Raw genomic sequence first — 17,681 nt, forward strand, 5'->3', positions numbered from 1 at the left:
AATCGGAGCTGTTATATATTTTTAGGCTAGCCTAAAACTATGCGAGATTCACAGACGGGCACGGACGGCGTGACGAGACGGACCTACCTGAAATACGGGAGCGCGGCACTCGGAAGCGCGTTCGTCGCTGGGTGTACGGGCGGCGCAGACGAAGCGCCGGGCACGGAGGGGTCGGACGACAAACCGACCGCAGAAGGTGGAGACAGCACCTACTCGATCACCATGGAACCGATGGGCGAGGTCACATTCGAGTCGGTCCCCGAGCGGTGGGTCGCCTACGACGGCGGCTACGCCGACATGGGCGTCGCCCTCGGGAAGGGAGACGGCATGGCCGGAATCGGCAGTTCAGACCGCTACTACACGCAGGTGTACGACGAACTGCCGGGCGTGAGCGTCGACCGCGAATCGCTCGAAGCCAACGACCTGGGAGAGGCGGGCATGTCCAAGGAATTGTTCTACGAACTCGACTGCGACGTCCACGTGATGGACCCGCAGATGCTCGTAAACTGGTTCGACTGGAAGGAATCCGATGTCGAGGAAATCGAGACGGGCGTCGGACCATTCGTCGGCAACCTCATCTTCCGCCGGGAAGACGAGTGGCACGACTACCGCTACTACACCCTCTACGAGGCCTTCGAGAAGGTCGCTCAGCTGTTCGGCGAAGTCGAACGGTACGAGGCCTTCGAGACGCTCCACGACGAGTTCATCGCCGACGTGCAGGCGAAGCTTCCGCCAGCAGACGAGCGCCCGAACGTCCTCCTCGTCTACGCGGGAAGCGACCAGCCCGAGGAGTTCTCCCCCTACCGGCTGAACGACAAGGGGACGAGCAAGAAACAGTGGCACGACCTCGGCGTGAGTGACGCGCTCGCGGGAACGGACGTCGACGGCCTGAGCACGACCGACCGCGGGAAGATTGACTACGAGACGATGCTCGAAATCGACCCCGACGTCATCATGCTCCGGGCCCACGAGCGCAAGTCGGCCGCCGAGTTCCAGGAGACGGTGCTCTCGTTCATGCAAGACCACCCCGTCGCGCGCGAACTCACGGCCGTCCAGAACGGCCGGGTCTATCGCGGTGGCTACCTCTTTCAGGGACCGATTCATAACCTGTTTCTCACCGAACGGGGCGCACAACAACTCTATCCCGACGTGTTCGGCGAAGTTACGGGCGACGACCAGTTGTTCGACCGCCAGCGCGTCGCAGACATCGTGAACGGGGAGTTCTGACGTGAGCGAGACGGGAAGCGACCGCACGACTGGCCCGACTCGACGCCAATATCTTGTCTCCGGCGGAGCAGTCGTCGCCGGCGGCCTCCTCGCCGGGTGCACCTCGTCGAAGTCGCCTGACGAGACGACGGGAACGGCAATGAGTGGCCCGGATTCGTCGGTGAAACCATACACGGCAACCATCTCTCCCGTCGGCGAGGTGACGGTCGACGGTGTCCCGGAACGCGTGTTCACCGTCTTCCCGCAGTACCTCGACATGGCCGTCGCACTCGGCCACGGCGACGCGGTCAACGCGGTGTACGTCCCGGAGATGTCCGGGACGACGATGAACCACTACTACCACCACTTAGACGGCGTCTCTCTCGACTGGGAGGGACTTCACGACCCGCTGGCCGACGGGCTCTCGAAGGAACTCCTGTACGAACTCAACAGCGACGTCCACCTCGCCGACCCTACGTGGGTGGCCACTCAGGACAGCTGGACCGAATCCGACGTTTCCGAGGTGGCGACCCAACTTGCCCCCTGGTTCGGCAACTTCTACAGCGGGACGCAGGCCGCGCCGCCGTCGGGGGCCGACGAGTACGAGTATTACACGCTCTGGGAACTGTTCGAGAGGATGGCGGCGGTGTTCGACGAACGAGAGCGATACGAGGCGCTCGAACAGGTCCACGCTGACCTCGTCTCGCACATCCAGGAGAATCTCCCACCGAAAGTCGAGCGACCGACCGCGGTCCGCGCCACACTTTCTGCCGACGGGACGAAATTCTGGACGTACCACCTCAACGAACCGGGGTACTGGCTGGCCGACACCCGCCCCCTCGGCGCGAACGACGCGTTCGAATCGGCAGACTGGGGCGGTCTGTGGGGCACGGTCGATTACGAGGCCATGCTCGAAGCAGACCCGGACGTCATCCTCCACCTGTGGGGGCTGACGCCGAGTTACAGCATGTCCGAGACGCGCGCGACACTCTCGAACGACCCGGCAGGCAAGCAGTTGCGGGCGGTCAAAAACGACCGCGTCTACGCCGCTGGGATGCGCTATCAGGGGCCGATAATGAACCTCTTTCAGCTCGAGATGGGCGCAAAACAGCTCTACCCCGACGTGTTCGGCCCGTGGCCAGGGTACGAAGACGGCGACCACTACCCGGAGATACAAGAGGATGAACACCTGTTCGACCGCCAGCGCGTCGCCGATATCGTGACCGGCGAGTTCTGAAGAAGGAACCGATTCAATCGACCAGACCGGAGACGAGTTCCCGGACGGCGTCGATTTCGTCGTCGTTCACCGTGTGGCCCATGCCGCGGTAGATGCGTTCGTCGACTTCTGCGCCGAGTTCGGAGAGGACTTTGGTGGTTTCCTGGACTCGGTCGAGCGGAATGTGTGGGTCGGAGTCGGAGCAGCCGAGGAACACTGGCGTCTCTTCTAAGTCACCCTCGTAGTTGCGCGGCGTCCCCCGCGGGCCGATGAGGCCGGCGCTCAGCCCCGCGACGCCGCCGTAGCGTTTCGCGTTGCGAGCGATGTACTCGGTGGCCAGACAGCCACCCTGTGAGAAGCCGACGAGTGCGGTATTTTCGGCCGGGATGCCGGCCTCCTCGATTTCCGCGAGCAGGTCGGCGACGAGTTCGAGCGCAGAGGAGAGGTGGGGCTCGTTCGTCGAGATGTGGTTCATGAACGAGTAGGGATACCACGTGTTGTTCGCCGCCTGCGGGGCGAGATACGCGACGCCGTCGACGGCCAGTTGGTCGCCGAGCGCGAGGATGCCGGTGGCCATCGCGCCGCGCCCGTGGAGCAGGATGACGGCCGCCTCGGCTTCTTCGAGGGGCGTCCCGCCGCGGGAGACGTGCTGGCCCTGGTGGGGATGTTCGTCCGTCGTGCTCATTGTTCGGCCTCCATCGTGGCCGGGCGAGAGACGTCGAGCGGCGGCAGGTTCGCTTCGATTTCCTCACGGCGACCTTCGAGCCATTCGGGAAGCACGAGGCTCGTGCCGAGGGCGTCGAGTTCCTCGTCTACGGTGTAGCCGGGGTTCTCGGTCGCGATTTCGAACAGCACGCCGCCGGGTTCGCGGAAGTAAATCGAGTGGAACCACTTGCGGTCGATGATGTCGGTCACGTTCAACTGCCGGGCGACGAGCGCCTTGCGCCACGATTCGTGAACCTCGTCGTTCGGGACGCGGAAGGCGACGTGGTGGACCGTCCCCGCACCGGGAACGCCACGCTCACGGTCGGAATCTTCGACGATGTCCACGACGAAGCCGCGGTCACCGGACGACCGGAACCGCTGGCGTTCTGCGTCCACGTCGCCGACGCGCTCGTAGCCCATCGCCGAGAGCAGGTCGGCCGTCGGGCCGGCGGCTCTGAGCGCGAGCGTCACGCCGAAGAAACCGCGAATCTGGTTTTCTGCAGGAACCGGACTCTCGTCCCACGGGGTGCCCGCCGGGGCGTCCGGGTGGGCGACGAGTTCGAGTTGTAGGCCGTCCGGGTCACGGAACGGGACGACCGTCTCGTCTGCACGCTGTTCCGGGTCGCTGTACTCGACGCCCAGGTCTTCGAACCGTTCGACCCAGTAGTCGACCGCGTCCGGGTCTACGAGAAAGCTCGTCGTCTGCGCCATGCCCGCCCCGGCGCGGCCCGGCCGGGCGTGTTCGATGGGGAAGAAGGTCATCGAGGTGCCCGGAGAGCCGGCCCCGTCGCCGTAGAACAGGTGGTAGGTGTGAACCTCGTCCTGGTTCACGCTCTGTTTCACGAGACGCAGCCCGAGGGTCTCGGTGTAGAAATCGACGTTTCGCTGGGGGTCGCTCGCGAGCGCCGTGACGTGGTGGATGCCTTCCGTAGGGTCGAAATCTGATGTCACGTTACTCGCACTAAGCGATGGGCACGAAAATACCTTCGCAGACACCACAGCCACCAGGTGACGCCGATGTTAGCTGCAGCCCCCAACGGGGTCTACGGATCGAGGGCGGCAAGTCGGGGATTCTCCCCCGGCAGCGGATGCGGGTCGAAACCGTCGATGCCTGCGGCGAGGCCAAAGGAGTTGTCGAGCGTGAACACCGGGAGCGCCACCCGCTCTTCGAGCAGGGTACGCGTCGCCGACTCGTACAGGTCGCGGCGACGCGCCTCGTCGGTGGTTTTGCGTGCGTCATCGAGGGTCTGCATCACCGATTCGTTCTGGTAGAACGTCCCGTTGGTTCGCCCCTCCGCGTTCTCGTGGAACAATGGGTAGAGGTACGTGTCGGGGTCCGGCCCGCCGGCCCACGCGTCCACGAAGATGTTGTACTCGCTCGGCGACCCTGAGACGATCTTCTCGCGGAACTCGTCCCACGGGTACTTCTCGGTCCGAGCGCGGTAGAACCCGACCGCAGAGAGGCCGTGGACGAGTTCCTCCGCGATTTTCTCTCGCAGGAGGTCGTGTTTCGGCACGGCGATAGTCGGGGCCCACGACCCCACGTCGGCCTCGATGAACAACTGCTTCGCTTTCTCTTTGTTCTTCGCGCGCGGAATCGACCGCCACGCGTCGACCGGCAGTTCCCACTCGCTCGCGAGCTGCGGCGGGAGCAGACCGTACTGGCGTCTGCCAACCGGCCCGATGAACTGTTCGGTCACCTCGTCCAGGTTCACGAGGTAGTCGATAGCCAGCCGAACCCTCGGGTCGGCGGTCGGCCCCTCGTTGCAGTTGAAGCCGATGTAGTGAGAGAGATAGCCCTCTTGAAGAGCCGTTTTCGCGTTCGAGAAGTCCTTCGTCACGTCCCACAACCGCGGATTCACACGTTCGACGATGTCGTTTTGCCCCGTCTTGAGGCTGGTCGTGCGAGCGAGGTCTGAGTGGTTCTGGACGAACCGGGCGTGCGTGATTGTCGGGGCTGCGTCACCCCAATACTCCGGCCAGTGGGTGAGCGAGACGTGCTCGCCGAGCGTGGCCGTCTCCACCTCGTAGGGGCCGGAGCCGACGGGTTTCTTGTGGGCGAACTTCTCGGGGTTCGACTCTCGGACGCCTTTCGGCACGATGCCCCGAGTGAGCGCGTGGCCCATCGCCGGATACGGGTGCGAGAGGTGGAACGCGACCGTCGTTTCGTCGCGAACCTCGATGTGGTCGAGTGGCCGCACCTGCCACATATCGGGACGTTCCTCCTCGCGGACCGCGCGGTAGGAGTAAGCCACGTCCGCGGCAGTCACCGCGGCTCCGTCGTGGAACCGTGCGTCCGTTTCGAGCGTCACGACGTGGGTTTTCCCGTCGTTCTCGACGGTGGGTTCGCCCGCGGCGAGTTGCGGGACGAGGGTCATGTCGTGGTCGTAGCGGTACAATCCCTCGAACACGTTCGTCGCCACCGACTGCGACCACGGGTCGGCCATCCGAACGGGGTCGAGCGTCTTCGGCGCGAGTGCCTGGGCGTACCGGACTGAGGGCGCGGAGTCCCGCCCGAGGACGCTCGAACAACCGGCGAGTGCGGCGGTGCTCGCAAGGCCGCCGAGTCCCTTGAGCACGCTTCGTCTGCTGAAATCAGTGGTGTCATTCATGGTCATTCACCCGACATCCACGGCAGCACGTCTTCGATTGGTTCTCGTTCGAAGTACAGCAGTTCGACGCCGATGACCGCCGCGCCGATGAGCAGGACGGTCACAAACATCTCCGGACTGTTGAGATAGAGGTCGTAGAGCAACAGCGGGAAAAACGCCGCCGTGCCGAGGAGTCCGACCACCGGAATCGGCGTGATGAGGTCCAGCTGGTCGCGCTGTTTCAGGGCGAGATAGCTCATCCCCCCGAACACCGCGATGAAGGCGAGCGAGGCGAAGGAGGTGATGCTCTTCAGACTGCCCACCACGGCGAAACCGGCAGAAAGCGCCCCCAACACGACGACGATTCGTTTCGGTATCTCGCCGTCGCTGCTCCCGCCGATTTTTTCGGGGAGGAGACCCCGGTCGATGAGGTTCTGTGAGAATAGGGCGCTCGAAAATAGCGTGGCGTTCACCGCGCTCGCCGTCGAGAACAGCGCAGAGATGCCGATGATGAGCGCACCGATAATCCCCATGAACTGGAGACCGGCGTAAAGCAGCGACACCTCCGGGGAGACGGCGATGACCGAAATCTTGAGCAGGCTCACCGTCGTCAGCGCGACGAGTATGTAGAGCACCGTTGCAGCCGGAATCGAGATGTAAATCGCTTTCTTGATGTCTGTTTTCGGGTTGTCGAACTTGTCCTGGTCGTACATCAGGAGTTGCCATCCCTGGAAGGCAACGAACGACATCGCCGCGCCGAGGATGGGGTCGCGAATCGACATCGACGAGAGCCCGAACGTCAACTTCTGGACGGTGAATGCGTGGTACACTCCCCAGATGCCGAACACCCCGATGACGACGACTTTGATGAAGGTGAGCACGTCCTCTGCCTGCCCCGTCTCCGCGGCCCCAACGAGGTTGAGCGCGACGAACGCGCCGATGAGGAGGATTGAAACGGCGTTTGCAACGGGAATCCCGTAGAAGTGGAGGCGACCGAGCAGTTCCGAGAAGAACGAGGAGAAGGCGTAAGCGTAGAGCGCCATCGACCCAACGTACCCGAACAGTAGGGTCCAGCCGGTCATCCCCGCGAGCGTCGAGTTGCCGACGAGTTCCTCGATGTAGGTCGGTGCGCCTCCCTTAGCGTCCACGAAGGTGTTCAGTTTCACGTAGCTGTACCCCGCACACATCGCGACGATGCCCGCGACGAGCCACGCGAGCCACGATGCGTCACCGGAGATGGCGACGACGATGCCGAAGGCCGAGTAAATCCCCCCGCCAATCATGCCACCGAGCGCCATTGCAACGGCTTCTTTGAGTGAAAGCTGTCCCATGTGTCAGTCCGAATTCGAAAACGTCCACTCGTCAATCGGAATACGATACCCACCGTCCCCAACGCACGTCGTCCTTCTATTGGGCAGGACGGGCGCGGGTACAATAATGGCTACGGCCAACCGGTCAGGTCACCCCGCCCTGTCGCAGTTTGAACCTTTCATATGCAAGGTCATCGACGATTTCCCCGAGCATTTCGACGACGTGCCACACGTCCTCGAAGGTTGAGTAGAGCGGCGCAGGACACACGCGGACGACGTTCGGCGGGCGGAAATCGACGACGACACCGCGCTCTTTGAGCGCGAGCGAGATGCGGTAGGCTTCCGCGTGTTCGAGCGCGATGTGACCACCGCGGCGGGCGTGTTCGCGCGGCGTCCCAATCGCGAATCCGCGGTCTGTGAGTTTCGCATTCGCGAGCGCCACGAGGAAGTCGGTGAGCGCGAGCGACTTCTCGCGCACGGCCTCGATGCTCGTCTCCTCGAAGATGGAGAGCGACCCGTCGAGGGGGGCCGCGGCGAGAATCGGGATGGTTCCGATTTGCCACGCGCCCGCCGACTCGGCAGACGTGAACTCGTGGCGCATCTCGAACTGGGTGGCTTTGTCGTGACCCCACCATCCGGCGAGTGCGGGCGTCGTCCCGAAGTGTTTCGAATTGACGTACAGACCGGCGATGGCCCCCGGCCCGGCGTTCAGGTACTTGTAGGAACACCAGACGGCGAAATCGACGCCCCACGCAGACAGTTCGTGGGGAACCGCGCCGACCGAGTGGGCGAGGTCGAATCCGGCGAGTGCGCCGTGGTCGTGGGCCGCCTCCGTGATGCGTTCGACGTCGAGCAACTGCCCGCTTCGGTAAAGCACTGAGGGCATGAACACGATGGCCGTCTCGTCGTCGATGGCTGCCTCGATGTCGGCCTCGTCGATGGTGCGTCCGTCTCGACTCTCGACGGCGACGAGGTGGTCGTCCGGGTCGAGTCTGCGCAGACGGAGTTGGGACTTGATGGCGTAGTGGTCGGTCGGAAAGTCGAGGTCGTTGACGATAATTTTGCCCGGGTTGTCCGCGAGGAAGGTGCCGATGAGCGTGTGAATGTTGACTGTCGTGGAGTTGGCGACGACGACCGCTTCGGGGGCCGCGCCGACGAGCGGGGCGGTGCGCGCGCCGAGGCGTTCGCCGTAGTGAAACCAGTCCGGGTCTGCGTCCGTCCACCCCCGGATGGCGAGGTCGCGCCACTCGGCGACGGCGTCCGTGAGGGCGGTGTCCGCGTCTTCGGAGGAGATGCCGAGCGAATTGCCGTCCATGTAGAACTCGTCTTCGCGCGTGTGAAAGCGCGCTCTGAGGTGTGCGAGGCCGTCGGCCGCGTCGCGCTCGCGGGCGGCGGCGAGTGAAAGGTCCATATCGGGGGAACGAACCGGGCAGGGAAAGCCCTTGAGTGAAGTGAACGTTTCAGTCTACGGAGTAGTTATCCGGACGCCACCCGAAGTGCTACCAATGCGCTTGCACCTGCCCGCGTTCCTCTTCGGCGAGGAACCGGCCCACTTCCTTCCGCTGGTGGTGCTCGCCGTCCTCCTCGCGGGGGCGACGACGGTTGCGTACGAACTGGTGTTGCACCAGATGCTCGGCGGTGTCGTGTTCTATCCCGGGCCGGTCGCCTTCCTCGGCGTGCTCGCCGCCGGACTGGCGGGCCTGCGAAACAGCGGGCTCGTGGTAGGCATACTGCTCGGCGCGGCCCCAGCGTTCGGATTCAACGTCTTTCACTACGTGCTCTCCATCGGCCACCGGTCGGTGCAGTGGGGACTGGTCGAAGCCGCGTTGAGTCCCATGCTGGTCATCGGTGGCGTCATCGGCGTCGTGGGCTTCTTGCTCGGGCGCGGCCTCGACCGGCTCAGTCCCGAACTCGCGCGAAAAAGTGGCGTGTGACTTCAGAGACACTCGTTTACGAACCCGCTCGCCAGCCAGGATTCGGCGCGCTGGAGGCGATACTGGAGCGTCGATTGCGGGACGCCGATTTCGTCTGCAAGTTCGGCGAGCGTCGTCTCGCGGGGGGTCTCGTAGTAGCCGTGCGAGACGGCGAGTTCCAGCACCTCGCGCTGTTCGAACGGGAGTTCGCAGGCCGTGATGGCCTCGTCCGTCCAGTGGGTCGGATTCGAGAGGTGTGAGAGCGACACGCTAACGCCACCAGAGAGGTGCGCCTGCACCGCGTCGAACAGTTCGCCGACGCTGTCGTCAGAGCGCATGAGGATACGCCATTCGTAGGCATTCCCGCGGCGCTGGGTCTCGTAGAGCAGTCCCGGACCGAGGTGTTCGTGGGCGAGCGAGGGGAGGGTGCGACACTCCTCGATGCCCTGGCGGTAGGTGTAGATGGTTGCGCTCGTGGTGTCCGCCGCGAGTAGTTCGTGTTCGCGATACGAATCGCAGGTCGGGTCGTTCAGACACTCGTTACAGCGCGAGGGGTCGGTGAGAAGGTCCGTGAGCGCGGAGACGGCAGGTTCCGGACCGGTGATGCGGTCTAACCGCCACATGTCGTTCCCAGCGACGGCGCAATCGAGTGACTTAGACAGCGCGGCCGGATATTCGATGAACACGTCTGCGACAGGGTCTACACCCGGTTCGTACGTGAGGCTGAACACGAACTCTCTCATTGCCCCAAGTTGGTGTGTACCAAGTAAAGAGCGTATCGGTCTGCACAGTTAGGCACAACATTTATAGTAGGTTATGACCGGGGCATGTATGCGGTTTCCCCTAAATTTCGCCGCGTTACTTACTGTGACGTAAGCAGGTGACACGAGTGTTATTTGGTCTATACCAAACGAGGTTATAACCCCAAACGGTCCCTACAATGTCGTGTATAGAACCGCGTAGCTACCCCCATTTCCCACTCCAGTGCAACAAGTAACCTCATACAATCAGTCGGAACGGACGAAGCGCACGCAGACTCGCGAACAGCAGGCCGAAGTGACCTGTCCAGAGTGTGGGAGTCTCCTCACGACTGACCACGAACACGGCGAACGCCACTGTGAAGAGTGTGGCCTCGTCGTCGAAGAGACAGAGCTCGACCACGGCCCAGAATGGCGAGCGTTCGACTCCGCAGAGCGCGACCAGAAGTCCCGCGTCGGTGCCCCGATGACGAAGATGATGCACGACAAGGGACTGTCCACCACCATCGACTGGCAGGACAAGGACGCTCGGGGGAACACCCTGAGCGCGAAAAAGCGAAAGCAACTCGGTCGCCTTCGGATGTGGGACCGCCGGACGAAGACCCGTAACGCCCGCGACCGCAACCTCAGACAGGCGCTCGGCGAAATCGACCGCATGGCAAGTGCCCTCGGCCTGCCGAAGGCCATCCGCGAGACCGCTTCGGTCATCTACCGCCGCGCCCTCGAAGAGGACCTGCTGCCGGGCCGCTCCATCGAAGGGATGGCGACGGCTTCGCTTCACGCCGCCGCTCGGCAGGCCGGGAACCCCCGAACCGTAGACGAGATGGCATCGGTCACGCGCGTCGGCGAGATGGAATTCCAGCGCGCCTACCGCTACATCGTCCGCGAACTCGACCTCCAGATTGCGCCCCCGGACCCCGTCAGCTACGTCGGTCGGTTCGCCTCTGGTCTCGACGTGAGCGACGAGACCGAACGCCGCGCCCGCGAGTTGCTCGAAACCGCAAAGCGCGAGGGCATCCTGAGCGGGAAGTCGCCGGTCGGCCTCGCCGCCGCGTCGATTTACGCCGCTGGCCTGCTCACCAACGCCGAAATCACGCAGGCAGAAGTGAGTGAGGTCGCAGACATCAGCGAGGTCACCATCCGCAACCGGTACCGCGAGCTTCTGAAGACGGAACAGGAGGCCGCCGCCGCGTGACGACGCACCGACCAGCACTCACGTGCTATCGGTGTGGCCACCAGTACGATTACCTCGGCACGACACCGCATCCGGGTCGCTGCCCAGCGTGCGATTCGCGTGCGGTCACGCCAGCAGGAAACCTCGTCGTCGTGGGAACTGAGACTGACACGGACGGCGACCCTCCGGTCGTCCGCCTGCAAGCGACCGACGGGAGCGACCGAACCTTCCGGTTCACGTTCGAAATCACGGGCGAAGGAAAGGTCGCACTCCGGCGGTTGCTCGTGGACAACACCCTCATCCGCAGTCCGGACGGGACGTGGCCGGAGGCCGTCGTTGCCGAACCGATTCGAGAGACACTCGCGGACGCGGGCTACTCGCTCGCCCCCACCCAGTAAGTTTCATTTTGTAACCTGGTTCCAATCCGAACCTCTATATCGAATGGGACCCCAGGTATGACGAGAACGCCCATGCAAGGCCAGGACGCAGAAATTGACAAGTACTCGGAAAATGCGTGTGTCGTCATCGACTCACTCCAGCAAATCGGGTCACAGTGGCGACTCATCGTCCTCCACGACCTCCAGGAGGGCGAAAAGCGGTTCAACGAACTCAAGCGTTCGACCGACGCGAGTTCGCGCACGCTGTCGCGGGTGCTCGACGACCTCCAGGAAACAGGGTTCGTCGACCGCCGTCTTGAAGAGGACGCACCGGTCGCAACGTACTACAGCCTCACCGAGAAGGGAGCCTCGCTGTTTCCCGTCTTCGAAGAGATCGAACGCTGGGCGAACGAGTGGCTCGACACGTCCATCATCGAGCCAACAGCCGACTGACAGGGCCGCGTTTTCGTTCCCGATGTGACCGCGTGGCTAGCCACGCGTACCCACGGAAATCGGGCGCATACGGGCCGCTGTCGCCGGAATCGAAACATTTTGCATCGACCCGTCCTGACCCTCGACTGGAGGCACCATCGATGCGAGGCACACAGCAATCTCCCACCCATCCCCCGGAATCGACGACCGCCTCGCCCGACATCGACTACCTCATCGACTGGGACGCAGACACCCAGGGTCGAATCCACGTCACGCTCCCCCGGTGGCGGCGATTCGGCGCGTATCTCGAATCTCACCTGTTCGAGTGGGGCGAGTCGGTCGGCGACACGGTCGAAGTACACTACGTGAAATCCATCCACCGAAACGGACAGACCACGCGCATCTACCGCGACCCAGACATCGTCGCCGCGCTGCAGCGCGAGCGGAACGTCGTCGTGAGCTGGTAGACGCGACCCCATCGATAACCCACTGTTCTCGCACCCACCCGGCAGGCTAAGTACGTCGCGCAAGTACAGTTGTCAGTGACAGCCACCACGCCAGCGAAACCAGACCGGCCGGTCCGCCTCGAATCGGCCGCCGAGTTAGACGCCCTCGTCGCGGACCACGACCTCGTCCTCGTCGATTTCTACACCAAGGGCTGTACCCTCTGTCAGAGCATCGAACCGGTGCTCGGGAACGTCCACCGCGTCTCGGAAGCCGTCGTTGCGCTCATCAATCCCGTGAACGACATCGACCTCGTCGAGACGTACAACGTCCGAAGCGTTCCGACTCTGTTACTGTTCAAAGATGGCGACGTGGTGGGTCGCCTCGCCGAGGGGTTCCAGAGCACAGAACAGATTCTCTCGTTCGTCGAGTCGGCCTGACCTTTTTATCCGAAGACGGGGCCAGGTACCCGTGCCGTGTCCCCAGCGCAGCACCCCCAGCAAGCAGCACAGTCACCCAGCACAGCGGAGCAGTGGTAGCAGATGGGTCACCGTGCCCTCGTCGCCTACGAACAGGCAGACGGGACGTTCGACCTCCACTACTCCCAGTGGGGAGCCCTCGGCTTTCGCCTTGCATACACGCTCGCCGAAACTGACCCCTTCGGCCCCGACGAGACGGTCGAACCCACTCCCCGGGCCACGGGCCTCTCGTTCGACGTCATTCTCACCGATTACCTCGATTTCCTGTTACACGAGGCGTTCTACGTCGTCTCGCCCGGGTTCGACGTGACGGCCTACGTTCCCGTCTGGTTCGGGCTCGAAACTGACGACGAGGTGGTTGGCAACGGCGCGCTCGTGCCCGTCATCTGGCGGAACGGGACTCCCGTCGATGTGGAGTATCTCGAAGGCTGGGTCGACGGCGCAAAGACCAGCCTCCGCGCCCACCACGAGCAGTGTGCGCTCACCCCGGCTGCCATCCAGGAATTCTTCGCAGAGACACTTCCCGAGTGGTTCGGCAACGACGTGATACTCGCCTCTGAGGTGCGCTGAGTCCGGCGCTCAGCAGGCGGTTTTTATGCGCCGAGTGGCAACGCTCACGCAGTGACCGCGACAGACGAGGAGCAAGCAGGCCCACCCGCGACGCTCTCCCAGCCGACGCCAGCGGCGGCCACCGACTTCCTCGAAACCGCACTCGCCCGCGACTCGTTGATAACCCTGTTCGGGCGCTGTACGGTCGAGTACGACGGCCGGGCGGCGAGCTATCTCGGCCCCGGCGACCGCCACGTCATGCTCAAACCCGACGGGTCGTTGCTCGTCCACACGGGCGAGGGGCAGAAACCGGTCAACTGGCAACCACCGGGCTGTACTCACGAGCCACGGCTCTGTGAGGGAAGTCTCCAGATTCGAAGCGTACGGTCCAACCCCGCCGAAGAACTCCTCGTGACCTTCGAGTCCGTGGTGCAGGTCGCCGCGTTCGACCCGACCGACGAGAGTACGCTCGCCGTCGAAGGGACCGAAGCAGACCTGAAACGACGCATCCTCGACGACCCGTCGCTCGTCGAACCGGGCTTCCAGCCACTGGCTACGGAGCGCGAGACGCCTGCTGGCGCAGTGGACATCTTCGGGCGGGACGCCGCCGGCCGGATCGTCGTCGTGGAGTTGAAACGCCGGCGCGTCGGCCCGGACGCGGTGGGGCAACTTGGCCGCTACGTCGAGGCGCTTCGGCGGGAGTTACACGCGGACGCCACCGTTCGTGGCATCCTCGTCGCTCCCTCCGTGACCGACCGGGCACGCGACTTGCTCGCAGAGAATGGGCTCGAATTCGTCGCGCTCGACCCGACCGCGTAATCAGTCGAGGTCGTTTTTCAGCCGGTGGAGGACGTTCATCGCTTCGAGTGGCGTCGTGTTCGCGAGGTCGACCTCACGGAGGAGGTCGGCGAGGTCGCCATCGACAGCGGGTGGTTCTTGCTCGGCAACGTCTGTCTCGGCGAGCAGTTCCTGCGACCGGGTAACGACCGAGGCGGGCAAGCCGGCGGCCTTCGCGACTTCCACGCCGTAGGAGGCGGCGGCCGCGCCGGGCGAGAGGTCGTGCTGGAACACGACTTCGTCGTCCACCTGCGTCGCTTCGAAGTGGAGGTTGTGGACGCCCGCAAGGCGGTTTGCCATCGCCGTCAGTTCGTGATGGTGAGTCGCGAACAGCGTCCGCGCACCGATATCGTCGTGGATGTGTTCGGTTACCGCCCGGGCGATGGCGAGGCCGTCTGTGGTGCTCGTCCCGCGGCCCACTTCGTCCAAAAGGACGAGCGATTTGTCGGTCGCCTCCCGCAGAATGTCGGCAACCTCAGTCATCTCGACCATGAAGGTTGACCGCCCGCCAGCGATGTCGTCGGACGCTCCGACTCGCGTGAAGATGCGGTCGACGAGTTCGATTTCCGCGCTCGCCGCGGGGATGAAACTGCCCACCTGCGTGAGAATCGTGAGGAGCGCCACCTGTCGCATGTAGGTGGACTTCCCGCTCATGTTCGGCCCGGTGAGGATGGCGAACCGGTCGGTCGCGTCGAGGTGCGTGTCGTTGGGCACGAACGACTGTTCGGTACGTTCGACGACGGGGTGGCGACCGCCTTCGATGTGGATGCCGTCGGTTCCGATGTCGGGCCGGGTGTAGCCGTGATTCGCCGCGACGTCGGCGAGCGAGACGAGCACGTCGAGCGCCGCGAGCGTGTCCGCGACGGCCTGAATCCGCGCGGATTCGGCGGCCACCTCATCGCGGATGTCGCGGAACAACTCGTGTTCCAGGTCGTCTGCGCGCTGTTCGGCCCGGAGGATTTCGTCCTCGCGTTCTTTCAGGTCGGGCGTGTAGAATCGCTCTGAGTTCTTGAGCGTCTGGCGGCGCTGGTAGTCGTCTGGAACCTTCTCGAGGTTCGGGTTCGTCACCTCGATGTAGTAGCCGTGGACCTGGTTGAACCCGACTTTCAGCGACCCGATGCCGGTGCGTTCGCGCTCGGTTTCTTCGAGGGCGTTTATCCACTCCTTGCCGGAACGCTCGGTATCTCGGAGTTGGTCTAAGTCGTCGTCGTAGCCGAGTTTGATGACGCGCCCCTCGGTGATTTCGACCGGCGGGTCTTCGCGGATGGACTGGGCGATGAGGTTGCGAATCTCGGGCAGGTCGTCGAGGCCCTCGTGGAGCGACTGGAGTTGCTCCGAGTCGGCGTCTCGCAGGAGGTCTCGGAGGTTGGGAACCACGTCGAGGGTCTGTTTGAGCGAGCGCAGGTCCCTGGCGTTCGCCCGCCCACGAGAGACGCGTCCGATGAGTCGCTCGATGTCGTAGACGTCCCGGAGGTGGTCGTGGGCCGCCTCCCGCACCTGGAGGGCGGTCGTGAGTTCCTCGACCGCGTCGAGCCGGTCGTCGATGCGCGTCGAATCGACGAGCGGGCGGCGAAGCCACGCCTTCAGTTTGCGACTGCCGAGCGCCGAGGCCGTCTCGTCTAAGATGCCGACGAGGGTTGCGTTTCGCGCCGCGTGGACCGCCCGCGGCTCGAACAGTTCGAGGCTTCGGAGGGCGACGGGGTCGAGCAGGAGGTACTCCCGGGGGTCGTAGCGCGTGAGGTGGTTGAGGTAGTCGAGGTGGCCGTCCTCGCCGCCGCGAGTGTATTCGGCGTAGGCGAGCAGCGCCCCACAAGCCTGAATCTCCGCTTCGCCCGCGAGCAACGCCTCCGGCGGGCCAAAGTAGGTCGAGATGCGGTCGCGGGCCGCGTCTGACTCGAAGATATCGTCAGAGACGGGCGTTACCATGCAGTCTGCGTCGAACAGGTTGTCGTCCACGCCGGGGCCGACGATGGCTTCGGTGGGGGCGAAGCGACCGAGTTCGTCGCGAATCGAGTCGAGCGACTGGGCGCTCGTCGCGAGGAACTCACCGGTCGAAACGTCGAGCAGCGCGAGGCCGTACCCGGCGGTCAGGCAGGCGACGTAGTTGTTGTCGTCAGTCCGAAGAAGTTCGTCTTCGGTGAGCGTCCCCGGCGTGATGATGCGGGTGACCGCGCGGTCGACGATGCCGGAGGTTTCAGACGGGTCCTGCACCTGGTCTGCGATGGCGACACGAAAGCCCGCGTCGAGCAGTTTCGCGACGTAGGAGGACGCGTTGTCGATAGGGACGCCGGCCATCGGGTAACGGCCCGTACTGTCCTCGCGGGCGGTGAGCGTGATATCGAGGAGCCGGGAGATGGTCTCTGCGGCGTCGCAGAACGCCTCGTAGAAGTCGCCGACCTGAAACAGCACCAGACAGTCTTCGTACTGGCCCGTCAACTCGAAGTACTGACTCATCATCGGCGTCAACTCGTCTGCGTTCTCGGCCATCTGTGCGGGTTGCCCAAGCGCCCCTTCCATGTGAAAGGGAGTCGCCTTCAGCGTCAAAAAGATGCTCGGGTTGGGCCGTCGGTCGCCAGGTCAGTAGTGGCGCGGTGAGTGATTGAGGCGTTCGTGGCCGTTTTCGGTGACCACGACGAGGTCCTCGATGCGAATGCCGAATTCGTTCGAGCGGTAGACGCCGGGTTCGACGCTGAACACCATGCCGGGTTCGAGTTCCATCTCGTTGCCGGCGACGATATAGGGGTCCTCGTGAACGTCGAGGCCGACACCGTGACCCGTCCGGTGGATGAACTGCTCGCCGTATCCCGCTTCCGTGATGATGTCGCGGGCAACCTGGTCGATGCGCTCCGCTTTCACACCGGGTTCGACCGCTTGCACGGCGGCTTCCTGGGCCGCGTTCACCGCGTCGAAGGCGTCCTCGAACCCGTCTGGCGGGTCGCCCGCGAACACGACAGTGCGCGTCTGGTCGCTCGGGTAGTGGTCGCAGAACACGCCGAAGTCGAGGACGACGGGGTCGCCCGCCTCGATTTCTCGATCGCTGTGGCGGTGGTGGGGCTTCGCCCCGTTCGGTCCCGACCCGACGATGACGTCGAAGGAGAGCGCGTCCGCGCCGGCGTCGCTACACAGAGTCTCGATGTGTCGGGCGAGTTCGGCCTCGGTCATGCCGATTGCCTCCTCGCCCATGGCCCTGATGCGCTCGCACACGTCGTCCGCGATGGCGGCCGCTCTGCGCATCGCGGCCAGTTCGGTCTCGTCTTTGCGTATTCGGAGCGGGGCGAGGGCTTCGCTCGCGAGGCCGAATGTGGCCGTCGGTGCGGCGGCTTCGAGGTCCTGGGTGAACTGCGCCCACAGCTGGTCGTCCACGAAGAGATTTCCGGCCACGATGTCGAGGTCGATGAGGACGTTCTCGACGAGGCGGCGCGGGTCGTCGCCGTCGGCCCAGGTTCGCACGTCTTCGACCCACGAGGCGTCTCGAATCTGCGCTTCGTACAGTTCGGGCGCGACGAAGATGGGGTCGCCCTCGCGGGCTACGAACAAGAAGAGGTGACGCTCCATCGGTTCGTCGTGAAACCCCGAGAGATAGTACATGTTCTCGCCGGGAAAACAGACGACAGCGTCCGCGTCGGCGGCGGCGAGCGCCTCCTGACAGGCACGGGTGCGTCGCTCGAATGCGTTCATACGAACCGTTTT

At 64.0% G+C, this 17,681-nt stretch carries 18 protein-coding genes; 10 read left to right on the forward strand and 8 right to left on the reverse strand.

Annotated features, from left to right (window positions below; genetic code table 11):
* The first annotated feature begins 39 nt into the window (after window positions 1–39).
* Together P1M51_RS12140 and P1M51_RS12145 are read left to right on the forward strand one after the other, a co-directional pair.
* Entirely contained in the window at window positions 40–1,227 is a 1,188-nt protein-coding gene (locus tag P1M51_RS12140) for an ABC transporter substrate-binding protein (protein WP_276245441.1), read from the forward strand.
* 1 nt (window position 1,228) lies between these two features.
* Entirely contained in the window at window positions 1,229–2,443 is a 1,215-nt protein-coding gene (locus P1M51_RS12145) for an ABC transporter substrate-binding protein (RefSeq protein WP_276245442.1), read from the forward strand.
* A 13-nt stretch (window positions 2,444–2,456) separates the two neighbouring features.
* Here P1M51_RS12145 and P1M51_RS12150 read toward each other — a convergent pair whose 3' ends face one another.
* The 5 genes from P1M51_RS12150 to kynU all read right to left on the reverse strand — a co-directional run bounded on the left by P1M51_RS12150 (window position 2,457) and on the right by kynU (window position 8,439).
* Window positions 2,457–3,107, reverse strand: a complete 651-nt coding sequence (locus P1M51_RS12150; protein ID WP_276245443.1) for an alpha/beta hydrolase — start codon at window positions 3,105–3,107, stop codon at window positions 2,457–2,459.
* Window positions 3,104–4,078, reverse strand: coding sequence for a ring-cleaving dioxygenase (locus P1M51_RS12155; RefSeq protein ID WP_276245444.1), 975 nt, complete (start codon window positions 4,076–4,078; stop codon window positions 3,104–3,106). The genes P1M51_RS12150 and P1M51_RS12155 overlap by 4 nt, the downstream gene beginning before the upstream one ends.
* A gap of 92 nt (window positions 4,079–4,170) precedes the next feature.
* Window positions 4,171–5,745, reverse strand: coding sequence for an ABC transporter substrate-binding protein (locus tag P1M51_RS12160; RefSeq protein WP_276274534.1), 1,575 nt, complete (start codon window positions 5,743–5,745; stop codon window positions 4,171–4,173).
* Window positions 5,742–7,049 carry an APC family permease gene (locus tag P1M51_RS12165; RefSeq protein WP_276245446.1) on the reverse strand — a complete coding sequence of 436 codons (1,308 nt, stop codon included), beginning with the start codon at window positions 7,047–7,049 and terminating at the stop codon, window positions 5,742–5,744. The genes P1M51_RS12160 and P1M51_RS12165 overlap by 4 nt, the downstream gene beginning before the upstream one ends.
* 124 nt (window positions 7,050–7,173) lie before the next feature.
* Entirely contained in the window at window positions 7,174–8,439 is a 1,266-nt protein-coding gene (gene kynU / locus P1M51_RS12170) for a kynureninase (protein WP_276245447.1), read from the reverse strand.
* Between the two features lie 94 nt (window positions 8,440–8,533).
* On the opposite strand from kynU, the gene P1M51_RS12175 reads away from it, so the two are divergent.
* Window positions 8,534–8,962 carry a hypothetical protein gene (locus P1M51_RS12175; protein WP_276245448.1) on the forward strand — a complete coding sequence of 143 codons (429 nt, stop codon included), beginning with the start codon at window positions 8,534–8,536 and terminating at the stop codon, window positions 8,960–8,962.
* 2 nt (window positions 8,963–8,964) lie between these two features.
* Here P1M51_RS12175 and P1M51_RS12180 read toward each other — a convergent pair whose 3' ends face one another.
* On the reverse strand, window positions 8,965–9,684 hold the full coding sequence (locus P1M51_RS12180; protein WP_276245449.1) for a helix-turn-helix domain-containing protein: 720 nt from the start codon (window positions 9,682–9,684) through the stop codon (window positions 8,965–8,967).
* Window positions 9,685–9,925: 241 nt separating this feature from the next.
* Between P1M51_RS12180 and P1M51_RS12185 the strand changes: the two genes are divergently transcribed.
* The 7 genes from P1M51_RS12185 (at window position 9,926) to nucS (ending at window position 13,973) form a co-directional block, all read left to right on the forward strand.
* On the forward strand, window positions 9,926–10,894 hold the full coding sequence (locus P1M51_RS12185; protein WP_276245450.1) for a transcription initiation factor IIB family protein: 969 nt from the start codon (window positions 9,926–9,928) through the stop codon (window positions 10,892–10,894).
* A complete protein-coding gene (locus P1M51_RS12190) occupies window positions 10,891–11,271 on the forward strand; it encodes a hypothetical protein (RefSeq protein ID WP_276245451.1) in 381 nt (126 codons plus the stop codon). The genes P1M51_RS12185 and P1M51_RS12190 overlap by 4 nt, the downstream gene beginning before the upstream one ends.
* Before the next feature lie 72 nt (window positions 11,272–11,343).
* Complete coding sequence (locus P1M51_RS12195; protein WP_276274979.1) at window positions 11,344–11,703, forward strand: helix-turn-helix domain-containing protein; 360 nt, start codon at window positions 11,344–11,346, stop codon at window positions 11,701–11,703.
* 140 nt (window positions 11,704–11,843) lie between these two features.
* On the forward strand, window positions 11,844–12,149 hold the full coding sequence (locus tag P1M51_RS12200; RefSeq protein ID WP_276245452.1) for a hypothetical protein: 306 nt from the start codon (window positions 11,844–11,846) through the stop codon (window positions 12,147–12,149).
* 75 nt (window positions 12,150–12,224) lie between these two features.
* The gene (locus P1M51_RS12205; RefSeq protein ID WP_276274535.1) at window positions 12,225–12,566 is read left to right on the forward strand and encodes a thioredoxin family protein; all 342 of its coding nucleotides are present in this window, start codon (window positions 12,225–12,227) and stop codon (window positions 12,564–12,566) included.
* A 102-nt stretch (window positions 12,567–12,668) separates the two neighbouring features.
* Window positions 12,669–13,175 (forward strand): DUF6735 family protein, encoded by a 507-nt coding sequence (locus P1M51_RS12210; protein WP_276274536.1) that lies wholly within the window; start codon window positions 12,669–12,671, stop codon window positions 13,173–13,175.
* A 51-nt stretch (window positions 13,176–13,226) separates the two neighbouring features.
* Window positions 13,227–13,973, forward strand: a complete 747-nt coding sequence (gene nucS, locus P1M51_RS12215) for an endonuclease NucS (protein WP_276245455.1) — start codon at window positions 13,227–13,229, stop codon at window positions 13,971–13,973.
* Here the strand turns inward: nucS and mutS are convergent, their stop codons facing one another.
* Both mutS and P1M51_RS12225 read right to left on the reverse strand, forming a co-directional pair.
* Window positions 13,974–16,508 (reverse strand): DNA mismatch repair protein MutS, encoded by a 2,535-nt coding sequence (gene mutS / locus P1M51_RS12220; protein WP_276245456.1) that lies wholly within the window; start codon window positions 16,506–16,508, stop codon window positions 13,974–13,976.
* Window positions 16,509–16,568: 60 nt separating this feature from the next.
* Window positions 16,569–17,669 (reverse strand): Xaa-Pro peptidase family protein, encoded by a 1,101-nt coding sequence (locus P1M51_RS12225; protein ID WP_276245457.1) that lies wholly within the window; start codon window positions 17,667–17,669, stop codon window positions 16,569–16,571.
* Between the last annotated feature and the right edge of the window lie 12 nt (window positions 17,670–17,681).

The sequence above is a fragment of the Haladaptatus sp. QDMS2 genome (assembly GCF_029338295.1).
GTDB lineage: Archaea > Halobacteriota > Halobacteria > Halobacteriales > Halococcaceae > QDMS2.